The organism is Sorangium sp. So ce426 (genome assembly GCF_051475585.1).
GTDB lineage: Bacteria > Myxococcota_A > Polyangia > Polyangiales > Polyangiaceae > Sorangium > Sorangium cellulosum_B.
In genome coordinates, this window is the sequence record NZ_CP150341.1 from 2,271,641 (window position 1) to 2,286,591 (window position 14,951).

The 14,951-nt window shown below is 74.2% G+C and carries 9 protein-coding genes; 8 read left to right on the forward strand and 1 reads right to left on the reverse strand.

Translation table 11 applies throughout. The features are described from left to right. Positions 1-23: 23 nt before the first annotated feature. The 5 genes from WMF44_RS08635 to WMF44_RS08655 all read left to right on the forward strand — a co-directional run bounded on the left by WMF44_RS08635 (position 24) and on the right by WMF44_RS08655 (position 7,451). On the forward strand, positions 24-515 hold the full coding sequence (locus WMF44_RS08635) for a chemotaxis protein CheW (protein ID WP_012234231.1): 492 nt from the start codon (positions 24-26) through the stop codon (positions 513-515). Then, the gene (locus WMF44_RS08640; RefSeq protein ID WP_437298653.1) at positions 512-2,629 is read left to right on the forward strand and encodes a HEAT repeat domain-containing protein; all 2,118 of its coding nucleotides are present in this window, start codon (positions 512-514) and stop codon (positions 2,627-2,629) included. The genes WMF44_RS08635 and WMF44_RS08640 overlap by 4 nt, the downstream gene beginning before the upstream one ends. Further along, on the forward strand, positions 2,626-3,552 hold the full coding sequence (locus tag WMF44_RS08645; RefSeq protein WP_437298654.1) for a CheR family methyltransferase: 927 nt from the start codon (positions 2,626-2,628) through the stop codon (positions 3,550-3,552). The genes WMF44_RS08640 and WMF44_RS08645 overlap by 4 nt, the downstream gene beginning before the upstream one ends. A gap of 93 nt (positions 3,553-3,645) precedes the next feature. Then, positions 3,646-4,728 carry a chemotaxis-specific protein-glutamate methyltransferase CheB gene (gene cheB / locus WMF44_RS08650; protein ID WP_437298655.1) on the forward strand — a complete coding sequence of 361 codons (1,083 nt, stop codon included), beginning with the start codon at positions 3,646-3,648 and terminating at the stop codon, positions 4,726-4,728. A 116-nt stretch (positions 4,729-4,844) separates the two neighbouring features. Then, positions 4,845-7,451: a transglycosylase SLT domain-containing protein gene (locus WMF44_RS08655; RefSeq protein WP_437298656.1), complete on the forward strand. Its 2,607-nt coding sequence runs from the start codon at positions 4,845-4,847 to the stop codon at positions 7,449-7,451. Between the two features lie 51 nt (positions 7,452-7,502). On the opposite strand, the gene WMF44_RS08660 is transcribed toward WMF44_RS08655, so the two are convergent. Beyond that, a complete protein-coding gene (locus WMF44_RS08660; RefSeq protein ID WP_012234236.1) occupies positions 7,503-7,868 on the reverse strand; it encodes a cupin domain-containing protein in 366 nt (121 codons plus the stop codon). Between the two features lie 360 nt (positions 7,869-8,228). On the opposite strand from WMF44_RS08660, the gene WMF44_RS08665 reads away from it, so the two are divergent. The 3 genes from WMF44_RS08665 to WMF44_RS08675 all read left to right on the forward strand — a co-directional run bounded on the left by WMF44_RS08665 (position 8,229) and on the right by WMF44_RS08675 (position 14,595). Beyond that, positions 8,229-10,709, forward strand: a complete 2,481-nt coding sequence (locus tag WMF44_RS08665; RefSeq protein WP_437298657.1) for a protein kinase domain-containing protein — start codon at positions 8,229-8,231, stop codon at positions 10,707-10,709. A gap of 251 nt (positions 10,710-10,960) precedes the next feature. Further along, positions 10,961-12,640, forward strand: a complete 1,680-nt coding sequence (locus WMF44_RS08670) for a protein kinase domain-containing protein (RefSeq protein WP_437298658.1) — start codon at positions 10,961-10,963, stop codon at positions 12,638-12,640. 5 nt (positions 12,641-12,645) lie between these two features. Further along, positions 12,646-14,595 carry a protein kinase domain-containing protein gene (locus WMF44_RS08675; protein ID WP_437298659.1) on the forward strand — a complete coding sequence of 650 codons (1,950 nt, stop codon included), beginning with the start codon at positions 12,646-12,648 and terminating at the stop codon, positions 14,593-14,595. Positions 14,596-14,951: the final 356 nt, after the last annotated feature.

Here is a 14,951-nt window from a genome sequence, read left to right on the forward strand (position 1 = left end):
AGCCCGGGCGCTCGGAGGCTCAGATGCCGTTGACTGGAGAGCGCAGCCGTCCCGACCCGCAGAAGAGCCTCGTCGGCTTTGTGGTCGGCGACGTCCACTACGCGATCGACATCACGCGGGTCCGCGAAATCGTGAATCCGCTCGAGGTGACCACGCTGCCGCACACGCCCCCCGAGGTCGCCGGCGTCGCGAACCACCGCGGCGAGGTGGTGCCGGTCATCGAGCTCCGCGTGCGCTTCGGGCTGCCTCCGGTCGATCCGACCCGCAGCACCAAGTGGATCCTCGTCGACGTGGGGACGCACACGGTGGGGCTCGTCGTCGACGCGGTGACGGAGGTCTTCGGGACGAGCGGCGATTACCGGCCGACGCCGCCGGTGGGCGGCAGCAGCGATCTGCGCGGCATCACGGGGGTGACGACCCACGACGAGCGGATGATCTTCGTGCTCGACGTCGGGCGCTTCATCGAGCTCGCCCTCGCGCTCGCCGCGTCGGGCGCCCTCCTGGAGGCCCCGTGAGCCGCGCGTTCGACGATCTGGGTCCGTTCGAGGGCCCGCGCGCGGGCGACGCGGGCTCCTGGCCGGCCGAGCCCGAGTCCATCTCGCCCAGCGTGCGGAGCACGCCGATGCCGATCGCGGTCATCGCCGCGGCGCTCTCCGCGGACGACGCCGAGGAGCGCCGCCAGGCGGCCGCGCGGCTCGGCAGGGCCGACGTCGTCGAGGCGTTGCCGCTGCTGCTCCGCGCGCTCGGCGATCCCGACTGGCGCGTCCGCAAGGAGGCGACCTACGCTTGCCACCGGCTGATCCAGGCCGCGCCCGCCTCCGCGCCGGCGCAGGCCGCCGGGGGGGAGCGGCCGGCCTCACCCGGCGCCGGCGCGGAGGGCGAGCGGCCGTCCGCCCCGCAGCTCCTCGTCGCGGCGCTCCTCGACGCGCTTCAGAAGAGCGAGGACGTCGGCCTCAGGAACGCGGCCATCGAGGTGCTCGGCTACTGCGGCCGCGACGCCACGCCGGCGCTCGTCGACGCGCTCGGCGCGCTCGCGGGGGACGAGCGCAAGCTCGTCGTCGACGCGCTCGGCCGCACGCGCGACCCGGCGGCGCTCGACCCGCTCTACGCGGCGCTCGCCGAGCAGGACGACAACCTGCGGCAGAGCGCGATCGAGGCGATCGCCGGGATGGGGCTCATCGCGCGCGAGCGGGTGACGGACATCCTGTACGAGCGGCTCTCCGATCGGGATCGCTTCGTGCGGCTGACCTCGCTGAACGGGCTGAACGGGCTCGAGGCGCCGGTGCCGTGGCGGGTGCTCTCGTCGCTCATCGACGATCCGATCCTCCGGCCGGCGGCGCTGGTCGCCGCGGCGCTCGCGGAGAGCCCGGAGGCGCCGCGGGCGCTCTGCGCGGCGCTCGCGACGGCGCGGGGCGGCGCGTTCGCGCAGCTCGTCCGGGCGCTCGCGCGGCTCGCCGAGGGGCCGCTCGCGTCGCACGCGGTGGACGCGCTCCGGGCGGCGCCGCCCGAGGTGGGCGCCCGCCTCGTGCAGGCCGCCTCCGCCGCGCCGGGCTCGGGCGGCGCGGAGCCCCCGTCGTGGCGCGGCCTCGGCGCGGATCCGGTGAGCGGGCGCGCCCAGGCGCTCTTGCTCGCGGCGATGGCGCGCGCCCCGGGCGCGGCCGACGCCGCGGTGCAGGCCATGATCGAGCCCGCGCTCGTCGAGACGGCGCAGCGCGCGCTGGGGCTGCTCGGCGCGGAGGCGCTGCCCTCGGTGCTGTCCTACCTCGAGCGCCACATCGATCCCGATCCGGATCTCTGGGAGGGCGTCGACGACGCGACGGCCGCGCTCCTCGACGGCGCCGTGGCGATCGCGGAGCAGGGCGGGCGCGAGGGCGCGCTCCCGGGCGAGCGGCCCGCGATCGACGCGACGCTCGCCGAGCTGCTCGGCGCGGTGCGGCGGTCGGTCCGGAGCCCCTCGACGCTCGTGGCGACCAGCGCGCTCTACGGGCTCGCGAAGATCGGGGCCGCGGTCGACTTCCCGCTCATCGTGTCGCAGACGCGCGCGATCTCGCTGCCGGTGGCGCGCGCGGCGGAGAGCGCGCTCGCGGGGCTCACGGAGCGCTACCCCGGGACGGCGCGCGAGCTCGCGCGCGGGCTCGCGCTGACGGAGGAGACCCACCTCGCGGCGGCGATCGTGATCGAGGCGCTCGGCGACGCGGAGCCGGAGGAGATCGCGTTCCTCACGAGCGCCGCGTCGGCGGGGGACGTGCGCGCGCGCCGCGCGGCCGTGACCGCGATCGCGGCGGCGGCGGGCGTCTCCGCGCTCGACGTGCTGAGCCTCTCCCTGGCCGACGAGGAGCGCGAGGTCCGGCTCGCCGCGGCGCGCGCGCTGGGCCGCCTGTACGCGTCGCTCTCGGACCGCGCGAGCGACGAGCGGGCGCGCGCGCGCGAGCTGCTCGGGCTTGTGCGCGCGTCGGGGGAGCCCGATCTCATCGCGGCCGCGGCGCAGGGGGGCGCGCCGTTCCGCTCGGATCCTCCCTGGAGCGACGCCGCCGAGCGGCTGAGCGCGCCCGTGGCGATCGACGGCGGTGAGGCCCCGGCGTCCCCCTCGGGGATGACCGGCGGGCCGCCGTCGGGGAAGGTGCTGTGAACCGGCGGCGGGACGACGAGATCCGCCTCTTGCCTGACGAGTTCCAGAGGCTGCGTGACCTGTTCAACAAGCACTGCGGGCTCCAGTTCGGGCCCGAGGCGCGCACGTCGATGGAGCGCCGGCTGCGCGAGCGGGTCGTCGAGCTCGGGCTCTCGTCGTTCGCGCAGTACCACGAGTACCTGCGCTTCCACAGCCGCGGGCGCGCCGAGCTCGACGAGGCGCTCGAGCTCATCACCGTCAACGAGACGTATTTCTTCCGCGAGGACTACCAGCTGCGCGCGCTCATGACCGAGCTCGTGCCCATGATCGTCAAGGCGGGGGGCGCCAGGGGCCGGCTGTCCATCTGGAGCGCGGGCTGCTCGACGGGCGAGGAGGTCTACTCGATCGCGATCGCCGCGCGGGAGTCGGGCGCCGCGGAGCGCCGCGAGGTCCGCATCTTCGGCAGCGACATCTCCCGCCGCTGCGTGATCGCGGCGCGCAGGGGGGTGTACGGCGCCTCGTCGTTCCGCGTGACGCCGCCCGAGCTCAAGCGGCGCTACTTCGTGGAGCGCCCGGACGGGTTCCACGTGGCGGACGAGCTGCGGACGCTCTGCCAGTTCGGCCACCTGAACCTGCTCGACTCGTCGCGCGCGGCGGTGGTCGGGCGCGTGGACGTGATCTTTTGCCGCAACGTCCTCATCTACCTGGACGAGGAGTCGCGGCGCCGCGTGATCGACATCTTCTACGAGCGCCTCTCGTCCGGCGGGTTCCTCCTGCTGGGCCACTCCGAGTCGCTCCTGAACGTCACGACCGCGTTCGAGCTCGTGCACCTTCGGGAGGATCTCGTGTACCGCAAGCCGGCGGCCACGCTGCGTCTGGGGATCCCGGAGATCTCGCCCGATCGGGGCGGCCCGGAGCGGGGCGGCGGGGAGGAGGGCGGATGAGGCGCCGAGGAAGTCGAGGCTGCGCAGGCGACGGTTGGTCCCATGGCGCTCCGGGTGGGGTAGAATGAACCTCCGGCGGAAGGTTTTGCGCTCATGACATTCGCTCCCCTGCGCGTGCTCGTCGTCGACGACTCCGCGTACAACCGGCGCAACATCGCCGAAATCTTGAGCGGAAGCGACGAGATCGAGGTCGTGGGCAAGGCCGGTGACGGCGACGACGCGCTACGTCAGGCGGCGCAGCTCCGGCCGGACGCGATCACGCTGGATCTCGAGATGCCGCGCATGGACGGCTTCACCTTCCTCCGCATCCTGATGGCGAGGCAGCCGACGCCCGTCATCATCGTCTCGAGCTACAGCCACAAGGAGAACGTCTTCAAGGCGCTCGAGCTGGGCGCCGTCGACTTCGTGGCGAAGCCGGACCGGCAGTTCACGGCGGACGCGCAGATCCGGCGGGAGATCATCCAGAAGGTCCTGCTGGTGCGCTACCTCCGCCCCCGGTCTCCGGTGCCTGCCGCGCCGGCCCCGGCGCGGCCGGCGCAGCCTGCGTCGCCGCGCGCGGTGCAGGAGTCGTCGCGGCTCGGCGTCTCGCTGCGCCACCTCGTGGCGGTCGGCTCGTCGACGGGCGGGCCCACGGCGCTCCTCGAGATCTTCAACCGGATCCCGGATCGTTTCCCCGGCGCGATCTTCATCGCGCAGCACATGCCGGACAAGTTCACCCGCACGTTCGCGGAGCGGCTCGATCGGAAGGGCGGCCTCCGGGTGGTCGAGGCGCAGAACGGCGAGCAGGTGGTGGCCCGCAAGGCCTATGTGTGCCCGGGTAGGATGTGCATGGAGATCGCGGTGACGCCGGGCAGCGGGGTCGGGCTGAGCGGCGACATCCGGATCCGGGTGGGGGCGCCGGCGCCTGGAGATCGGTACGTTCCGAGCGCGGACCGGCTGTTCCGGAGCGTGGCGCAGGTGGGCGGCAGCCGCGCGGTGGGCATCATCCTGACGGGGATGGGCGACGACGGGGTGAACGGCGCGCGGGCGGTCCGCGCGGCCGGGGGCACGGTGGTGGCCGAGAGCGAGGACTCGGCGGTGGTCTACGGCATGCCCGGGGCCGCGGTGCGGGCCGGGGTCGTGAACGAGAGCCTGCCCTTCACGGCGATCGGCGACTTCATCGCGCTGCTCTCCTGAGGTGGGCTGGGTTCCAGCGGGCTGCCAAAGTTGACCCCTCGGGCGCATCGTGAGACAGGTCGGTCCCTGACATGCGGATCCGACGCGCCGCACGCAGGCTTGTATGTCTTGGCTGGTTGGCCGCCCTCTCGGGCGTCGCTTTCGACGGCCTTGCGGCGCCTCCTTCGGAGGTAGCGGCGCCTGCGGCCGGTGCGGCGAAGGCCGACGCGGCGAAGGCAGAGCCCGCGAAGGCGGAGCCCGCGAAGGCCGACGCGGCGAAAGCTGAGCCCGCGAAGGCGGAGCCGGCGAAGGTCGACGCGAAGAAGGACGGGTCGGCCGAGGGCAAGGCGGAGAAGCCGGCGCCGGTCAGGGTGGCGGCCGTGTCTGGCGGGAAGGGCGGCGCGAAGAGCGCGGCCAAGGCGCCGGCGAAGGCCGCTCCGCGATCGAAGCCGTCGAAGAAGGGCGCGGCGAAGATCACGCGCAAGCCGGGGGAGCCGGGCGCGCCGGACGAGGCGGCGCGGCGGGTCATCGCCGGCATGGCGACGCCGGCGGGGGCGAGCACCGGCGAGTCGCCCGAGCTCCGCACGCTGCGCGCGATCGACCTGGCGCTGTTTCCCGGCGCGGCCCCGAGCGCCGGGCCCGCGTGGCCGGTCGACGGCACGCTCCTGCTCGGCGCGGGCGAGCCGCGTCTCGAGGTCTCCGGCCTGCCGCCCGCGGGCCTGCCCGCCCCGCCGGCGGAAGCGGAGGAGACCCGCGACATCTCCTGGCTGCGCCAGCTCGAGCTGCCCGAGATCCCGGTCCGCTGGGACGGCCGGGTGGTGCGCTACCTCGAGTACTACAAGAACGACCCGCGGGGCCGCTCCGCCGTGGTCATCTGGATCAAGAAGAGCGGCCGCTACGGCGCCGCCATCCGCCGCGTCCTCCGCGAGCAGGGGCTGCCGGAGGATCTCCTCTGGCTCTCGCTCGTCGAGAGCGGCTTCGACCCGACCATCCACTCCCCGGCCGGCGCGGCGGGCCTCTGGCAGTTCATGCCGGAGGGCGCGCGCATCTATGGCCTCACCGTCGATCGCTGGGTCGACGAGCGCCTGGATCCAGAGCGATCCACCTTGGCGGCGGCGCGGTACCTCTCGGATCTGCGGCGGCGTTTCGGCGGCTGGGAGCTCGCGTTCGCGGCGTACAACATGGGGTACGGGGGGCTGCTCGCGTCGATCCGGAAGTACAACACGAACGACTTCTGGGAGCTGTCGCGGCTCGAGGCGGGGATGCCGCTCGAGACGGCGCTCTACGTGCCGAAGATCCTCGCGATCGCGATCGTGGCGCGGAACCCGGCGGTGTTCGGCTGCGACGACGTGGAGCTCGATCCGGCGGTGACGTTCGACAAGATCTCGCTGGGCTCCGGGGTGTCGCTGCAGGCGGTGGCGGCGGCCTCGGGCGCGGCGGCGCCGGAGATCGAGGCGCTCAACCCGCAGCTCGTGGCGAAGCGCACGCCGCCGTCGCCGGTGGACGCGAAGGAGCAGGCGCGCTGGGAGGTCCGGGTGCCCGCGGGGGCGGGGGCGCGCGCGGCGAAGTCGATGCCGAAGCTCCTGGAGCGCGAGCCGAAGCTCGAGCGCTACCTGGTCCGCTGGGGCGAGTCGCTCGACGACATCGCGACGTTCCGGCGGACGACGCGGTGGGCGCTGCAGACGTTGAACGGCCTGCGGGCTGGCGAGCCGGTGCGTCCCGGGGCGCTGCTGTTCGTCCCGGCGGCGGAGGGCGTCGGGGCGGCGGCGGCCGAGCACCTGCTCGCGAGCGGCGCGCCGCTGTCGTCCGAGGGGAAGCCGGTCGTGGTGGTCCCGGCGCAGCGCTTCTCCTACGAGGGGCGGCGGCGGGTGTTCTATCGGGTGGTCGCGGGCGACACGCTGCGGGATCTGGCGGCGGTGCTCTCGGTGACGCCCGACGAGATCTGCCGCTGGAACACGCTGGCGCCTGGGGCGTCGCTCCATGAGGGGATGACGCTCCAGCTGTTCGTCCCGAGGTCGCAGCGCCACGACGGCGTGTTCTTGCTCGACGAGGGCGGCGCGCGCGTCATCGAGGTCGGCTCGGAGGAGTTCTTCACGCACTTCGAGGGGCTGAAGGGGCGGAAGCGCATCGAGATCGCGGTGCGGGAGGGGGACTCGTTCAGCAAGATCGCGAGCCGGTACGGCCTCAGCGTCGGCAGCCTGGAGCGGATCAACCAGCGCTCGCGGCGGAGCCCGCTGATGCCCGGGGATCGGCTGGTGGTGTACGTGCCGGCCTCGCGACCGGACGAGCCGGCGCCGGTCGAGCCGCGCGAGGATGAGGTCCGCGTGGCGTCGGCTCAGGCCGCGGGCGCGGTGGACGACGGCGACAAGGCGGCGGCCGAGCCGGTGAAGCCGGCGGTGCTGCTGACGCCCGTGGCGCCCGTCGTGGCGAGCGCGGGCGAGGGGAAGCCCGGCGGCGCGGGGGCGGCGGGCGCGGGCGACCTGGCCGGAGCGAAGCCGGAGGAGAAGAAGGCCGCCGAGGGCGAGAAGAAGGCCGCCGAGGGCGAGAAGAAGGCCGCCGAGGGCGAGAAGAAGGCCGCCGAGGGCGAGAGGAAGGCCGCCGAGGGCGAGAGGAAGCCGGCGGCGGGCGGAGCGGACGACAAGAAGTCCGCGGGGCGTGGCGCTGCCGAGCCGCAGCCGGCGGGGCGCGCCAAGGAGGCGCAGGACAAGGGGAAGCCCGCGGCTGGCGCTGGCACCGCGCTGTGAGGTCCGGGTGAGCTCGGGCTTCCCAGGGGGCGAGCCCCCCGCGTCGAGGTCTCAGGTCTTGCCAGAGGGCGTCGCCCCGGTCTCGTCCCGCCCGTGGACGCCGGCCGGCGGGCTCGTCGCCTCCACGGCGGTGAACGGCTCGATGATCTTGTAGGCGTGCGACGCCCCCTTGGGGACCGTCCAGGAATCGCCCGGCTCGAGGCGCACCATCTGCCCCTCGATGAGCAGCTCGGCCCGTCCAGCGATGACGAACCCCACGGTCTCGTAATCCCGGGCGGTCGGCTGTTTGGCGTCGCCTGGCGGCTCGCGTTCCCAGAGCCGCATCGAGACCTGGATCCCGGAGGCCAGGTATTTTTGTCCCATCTGGCCTGTCGGAGAGCGGCCGGAGGAGACCTTCATGACGGTTGTGTCGCTCATGTGCGCCTCGCTTTCCCCCACGAATGATTTGCCGGGTCTGGCGACGAGCGTGGGTCCGGTCCTGGATGGATCGAATCGGGCTTCTCCCTCTTTCCTCGTCGGTTTTCTTCGTGCGTTCATCCTTGCAGGGAACGTATCGCGCCAGGGAGATCTGCTGTAGGATGCCCGCACAGGAGGCTGTCCCGTGGACCTGGGGACCGGATGTCATGTCGCGCGGGCGCAGGTGGTTGACGGATCGCGCGGCGTGAGCGCTGGGCGGCGGGGGCGTCGCGGGTGCGCCGTGGCTCGCCTCGCTCTGCCGGTCGCGGCCGTCCGTGAGCGCTCCGTGGCGGTGGGGCGCGCCGCGCTTCCGGAAAGCCGATGATGCCCTCGCCGAAGAGCTCGACATTGCTCGCGTCCGGTGTGCTGATCGACAGGAAGTACCGGCTCCTGCGCCAGATCGGCGAGGGGGCGATGGGCGTGGTCTGGGCGGCGGTGAACGTGGCGACGGCCCGCGAGGTGGCGCTGAAGCTGATCCACCGGCCCGAGACCGAGTTCCGGCTGCGGCTGCAGCGCGAGGCGCGCAACTGCGGGGCGCTGCGGCATCGGAACGTCATCGACATCTACGACATGGGGGAGACCGAGGCCGGGGAGCCGTTCCTGGTGATGCAGCTGCTCACGGGGGAGACCGTGGCCGAGCTGCTCGCGCGGCGGCGCCGGCTCGACCCGCCCGTGGCGGCGTCGATCGGGCGAGACGTGGCGAGGGGGCTCGCGGCGGCGCACGCGATGCACATCATCCACCGCGATCTGAAGCCGGCGAACATCTTCCTGCACCGCGAGCCGGACATGGACGAGCCGGTGGTGAAGGTGCTCGATTTCGGGGTCGCCAAGAACCTCTCGGTCAACGACGGCCTGCACACGGTGCAGGGCGGCGCGGTCGGGTCGCCGCTCTACATGAGCCCGGAGCAGGTGAGGGCCGAGCCGAACGTCGATCACCGGGCCGACATCTGGGCGCTCGGCGTCGTGCTCTTCGAGATGCTGACGGGCATGCGCCCGTTCCAGGGGGACGCGCAGGCGGTGTTCATGGGGATCTTGACGGGCGAGATCCCCACCGTGTCCAAGTACCTGAGGCGGGTGGACCAGGGGCTCGTCGACCTGATCGCCCGCTGCATGCGCAGGGATCGCGCGGACCGGATCGGCTCTGCGGCCGAGGTCGCGGCGCAGCTCGATCGGTACGCGGAGCGCGGCGCGGGTCCGGGCAGGGACGCGGCGCTGCGGCAGTCGTCGCCGGAGGGGCGGGGGGCGCTCCCGGACGAGGACGTGGACGGCGGCTGGGAGGAGTCGCAAGGCGGCACGGTAGCGCTCGCGGCGCAGCCTGCGTCGGTGGCGCAACCCATGTCGGCGCTCGCGGCGCAGCCTGCGTCGGTGGCGCAACCCATGTCGGTGGCGAACCGCTCGGGGAGCGTCGAGGGGGGCGCGGGAGCGCTGCCGCTGGCGCTGCTCGGCGGGGGGCCGCGGGCCCCGGTGCCGGTGCAGGAGTCGCCTGAGGCGCACAGGTCGCTGGGGCCGGGGCAGGTGGCTGCGGGGCCAGCGTCGGGCATGAGCCGCGTGGCGGATGGGGGGCCAGCGTCGGGCGCCGGCCCTGCGGCGGGCGCGGTTCCTCGGCGTCCGGGCAGCTCGGGCCAGCACCTGGCCGCGGCGTCCGTGGTGCGCGCGCTGCGGGACGAGGACGTGGCGACCTTGCCCCTCACGCGGCGGAACGCGGAGGCGGCCGGGGCCGCGGGGCCGCGCGCCGGGTCGGGGACCTATCCGGCGGCGGGGCCTGCCGCCGCTGCGCCCCGGCCCCCGTCGTCGTCGGTGGCGGCGTTCGCAGCGCCGGAGCCGCCCCAGGCGAGCGCGGCGCAAGCGGCTCCGGCGCAGCCTGCGCCCGTGGCGGCGCCGCAGCAGGGCTCCTGGGCGATGACGGTGCGCATGAACGCGCCGCCGATGCCCGAGACAGCGGCGGGGCCGGGTGGGCTCGGCCCTGCTGGCGCGCTGCCGCCGGGAGGCATCGCCGCGCAGCCGAGCTGGAGCTCGGCGCCGGCCGCGAGGCTCGGCCCGGAAGCGGGCGCGAGCGCCTCGGACTCCAGGCCGGGCGCGACCACGGGAACGGGCGCGCCGCGCCAGGCCGGGAGCTCGTCGACGACCCCGCTCGTCTCGAACCACCCGTCGGTCCATCAGGTCGGGGTGCACCAGGCCCAGGACGCTCAGGAGCGGGCCCCGCACGGCGACGAACCGAGGCGCAAGCGCACGGCCGCGACGCTCGCGATCGTGGCTGCCGCGCTGTCGTTGATCGTCGTGGGGATGCTCATCTCGCTGAGGTCGCCGGAGACGTCGTCGGCCGCGCCGGAAGTGTCCGGGAGCGCGATGCCGTCGTTGGACCGCGCCGGAGGAGACACGGTCGCCCCGCCGGAGCGCGGGGGAGCGCCGCCGCGGGACGAGGAGCTCCCAGCGCAGGAGCCCTCGGCGCCACCCGCGGAGGCGCCGCCTGGCTCCTCGGCGTCGGCGCCGCCGGGCTCCTCGGCGTCGGCGCCGCCGGGCTCCTCGGCGCTGGCGCCGCCGGGCTCCTCGGCGCTGGCGCCGCCCGTGCCCTCGGCGCCGAGCGCCCTTCCGACGAGCAGCGCGGCCGGCGCGCCGGCGCCAGGCGGCGGCGCGGGCACGGCGCCGGGGACGGCGAGCGGCGCGAAGACGGGCAGCGCGACGCCCGGGGCGCCTCCCGCGCCATCGCGGCCGGCGAAGGCTGCTCCTGCCCCCTCCGCGTCCTCGTGCGATCATCTCAGGTTTCTGGCGAAGAAGCAGTGCGAGGCGAAGCTCAAGAAATAGACTCGGCCTCTCCGCGGCTCGGGCCGCCCCTCCCGAAATGACGCCACGGTAACGCCGCGATTCCTGGGCAGCGACGACGTGGCGACGATCACGTGCGCTGAGCGCGTGCCCGCACCGGAAGCGCCGGAGCCGGCTTCGCGCTCTGCGAGCCCGGCCGGCAGCTTTTCTTGACGGTGCGCTGTCTCACCTGCGACACTTCTTCCAAGCACCGTCGACCTGCTGCCACGTCCGTCCTCCAGCGAGACCACCCCATGCAGTCCCCTTCGGCTCCTGCCGCGCCGCCGCCAGGTGCGCTCATTTGCGGCAAATACCGCCTTCTTCGGCGGATCGGCGAAGGGGCGATGGGCGTCGTCTGGGCGGCGCACAACGAGGCTACCTCTCGGGAGGTCGCGCTCAAGCTGCTGGTGCGGCCCGACCCGGAGCTCCGCGTGCGGCTGCTGCGGGAGGCGCGCGCTTGCGGCGCCGTGAGCCACCGGAACATCGTCGACATCTACGATGCTGCCGAGACGGAGAACGGCGATCCGTTCCTCGTCATGCCGCTGCTCTCCGGCGAGACGCTCTCGTCCTTGCTCAAGCGCAAGCGCAAGCTGGAGATCCACGACGCCTCGCGCATCGCTCGGGACATCGCGCGCGGCCTCTCCGCCGCGCACGAGCGGGGCATCATCCACCGCGACCTGAAGCCGTCCAACATCTTTCTCCACACCGAGCCTGGCGAGGGCGATGCCATCGTCAAGATACTCGATTTCGGCGTGAGCAAGTTCCTCGTGGGTCCTCAACAGGTGAAGACCGCGACAGGCATCCTCATCGGCTCGCCGGCGTACATGAGCCCTGAGCAGGTGCGGGCGCAGAGCGATATCGACACACGCGCGGACCTCTGGGCGCTCGGCGTCGTGATGTTCGAGATGCTCACGAGCAGGCGGCCGCTCCAGGGCAAGGCGCATGAGCTCCTGAGAAACGTGCTGCAGGGCGACATCCCGGCGGTGTCCCAGCTCGTCTGGCAGATCGATCCCGGCCTCGATGCCCTCGTGACGCAGTGTCTCCAGCGCGATCGCGAGAAGCGACCGCGCTCGGCGGCCGAGGTCGCGGCGGCGCTCGAGCCGTTCGTCACGCCGTCGGCGCCGCAGCGTGTGCCCTCGAGGCCGGGGTCGTCGCCGGAGCTGCGGCACGAGATCCCGCAGCAGCTCGGGCGAGGGTCGTGGGGTGGGGCCGCTCCCGGGCGGTCGCCGACGCCGGCGACCGGGACGCCGCTCCCGGCGTCGATGGCGCATCTGCAGGCCCCGCAGGGACACCCTCCTGGGCGGTCGCCGACGCCGGCGACCGGGACGCCGCTCCCAGCGTCGATGGCACATCTGCAGGCCCCGCAGGGACACCCGAACATGCCGGTCTCGGGGCCGCGCGGGGCGGTCGCGTCGCCGCAGCAGCCGGCGGCGGGCGCGTGGCCTGGGCAGCCGGCGGCGGGCGCGTGGCCTGGGCAGCCGGCGGCGGGCGGGGCGGCGGCGCCGGGGCCTCGGGAGCGGATGGCGAGCAATCCTCTGCTGGGGGACCGCGGGACGATCAAGATCTCACCGGACCAGGCGGCCGCCTATCGATCCGAGGCCGGCGGGTCCAGCGCGTCGCTGGCGCGTCCGGCCGCTCCCCTCGGACAGGCGCTGTCGCTCGGCGGCACGGTGCCGCTCGATCCGCTCCCCGAGCCGAAGCGGCCGCCGCCTGTGCCCGCCCGCTCGCCTGTCGTGTGGATCGCGATGGCCGTGGTCGCGGCGGCGCTCCTCCTGGGGATCGGCATGGCCGCGGGGTATCTCTTGCGGCGCAGCGAGGTGGAGCGCCCGAGGGACCCCGGCGGAGAGCGTGCTACCTTCCGCGTCGCCCTCTCGTTTGCGCCAGGTAAAGCGACCTCGCCCGCCGCGGCGACGCGCCTCGACCCACCCTGCTGAGCTCGATGTCCACCTCTTTCACGCAGATCGCTGCCGGCCTGGTGATCGCCGAGAAGTACAAGCTGGTGCGGCGGCTGGGCGAGGGATCCATGGGCGTCGTGTGGGCGGCGCTCAACCTGTCCACGTCGCGCGAGGTGGCGTTGAAGCTGATTCACCGCCCGGATGCCGAGCTCCGCCGGCGGCTCCAGCGCGAAGGGCGCAACGGCGGGGCGCTGCGGCACCGCAACGTCATCGACATGTATGACATGGGGGAGACCGAGTTCGGCGAGCCCTTCCTGGTGATGCAGCTGCTCACCGGAGAGACGCTCGCGGAGCTGCTCGTGCGCAGGCGGCGGCTCGACGCCGACGTGGCGGCGTCGATCGGGCGAGACGTGGCGAGGGGGCTCGCGGCGGTGCACGCGCTGCACATCGTCCACCGCGATCTGAAGCCGGCGAACATCTTCCTGCACCGCGAGGCCGACGCGGACGAGCCGGTGGTGAAGGTGCTCGATTTCGGGGTCGCGAAGAACCTCGCCGTGAACGACGGCATCCGCACGGCGACGGGCGGCGCGGTGGGATCGCCGCTCTACATGAGCCCGGAGCAGGTGAGGGCCGAGCCGAACGTCGACCACCGGGCCGACATCTGGTCGCTCGGCGTGGTGCTGTTCGAGATGCTGACAGGCATGCGGCCGTTCCAGGGGGACGCGAGGGCGGTCTTCACCGGCATCCTGACGGGCGAGATACCGAAGATCTCCCGGTACGTGCGGCGGGTGGACCCGGGGCTCGTGGAGCTCGTGGCGCGGTGCATGGCGCGCCACCGGGACGAGCGGATCGGGTCGGCCGCGGAGGTGGCGGACCTCCTCGATGGGTACACGGCCGCGGGGGCGCGGGCGAGGGCGGGCTTCGCCGTCGGGGGCGGGGGCGGCGGGGGCGGCGGGCAGGTGGCGGCGATGGAGGCGCCCGCGTTTCCCGGCGGGGCACCGGCAGGGGCGGCGGTGTCGCCGACGGGGAGCGGGGTGCCGGTGTCGCCGATGGCGAGCGGGGCGCCGGTGTCGCCGACGGGGAGCGGGGCGCCGGTGTCGCCGATGGCGAGCGGGGCGCCGGTGTCGGCGACGGGGAGCGGGGCGCCGGTGTCGCCGATGGCGAGCGGGGCGTCTGCGCCGGAGTGGAACGCCGAGCTGACCCAGAGGCTCGAGCCGGAGGCCATGGCGAGCGCCGAGGCGGCGCTGGGCGCGTCGCCCGCATGGGGCCACGGTGAGCCGGGGAAATCGACGACCGCGCCGCTCGTGCCGGGCCCGGAGGCAGGCCGAGGCGCGCAGCCGTCGCCCTGGGCAGCGCGCGCAACGCCGGAGCCTCCGCAGGCGCCGCGGACGCCGCCGCGGCGGCAGGCAGGCTGGAAGCGCCTTCCGTTCCCGGCCGTGGTGGCGCTCGCCGCCGGCGCGGCTGGCCTGGTGGGCGCAGCGCTCTTCGTCGCGTTGCGCTCGCCAGCGCCCGCGGAGAGCGCAGCCGGGATCGAGGCGCTGCCGGAGGCCGGGATCGAGAGCGCCGCGAGCGCGGCAAGGCAGCCGGACCCGCCGCCCTCGCCGGCGACCGCTGCGCCTCAGGCTTCGGCGGCGGCTGAGCCGCCCACGGTGGATGCCGGCGGGGCGAACAGCGCGCCGGACGCGGGGCCGGCGGGCACGGAGCCGGCGTCGGTGGAGCGGAGCCAGCCGGCGGTGGAGGCGCCGAATCCAGCGGCGGCGGCGCCGGTCGTCACGGCGCCGCCGGCTGCTGCGGCGCCCGCGCCGGTGCGGTCGGTGGTTGCGGCGCAGCCCAGGATCCAGCCGTCGGCGCAGCCTGCGCCTGCGCCGCCGCGGCCTGCGCAGACAACGACGGTCCGGCGGCAACCCGTGGATCCGTGCGCGGGCAAGACAGGGTTCATGCGGACGAACTGCCTGCGGGACCAGGCGAAGAAGAAGGACCCCTACGCTCCCTGAGCGGTGTTGAGCGCGGGGGAGCCAGGCATCCGAGGAACTGAGGGCGCATCTCGCCTCCGGCAGGACAGCAGACCCGAGCTTGGCGATCCCTGGCTATTGGCCGGCCATCTTGGGCTTTGAAAAAGCGGTCGTAGGCGTCGGACGATCGGTTCGAACGTTCGAAGATCGGTGGAAGGCTTCAGAAATCGGTCGGAGGCTTCGAGCGACCGGTGCGAGGCGTCCAACCATCGCGGCCCCGCAGCCAGAAGTCGAGGCGGGGTAAGCGGACGGAAGTTATCGATGGCGCGCATCCCTGGAACCAGGGCGGCTTTCGGTCGAACGATGTGCGATGTCCCTGCGAGGCTGTCGAACGTCTG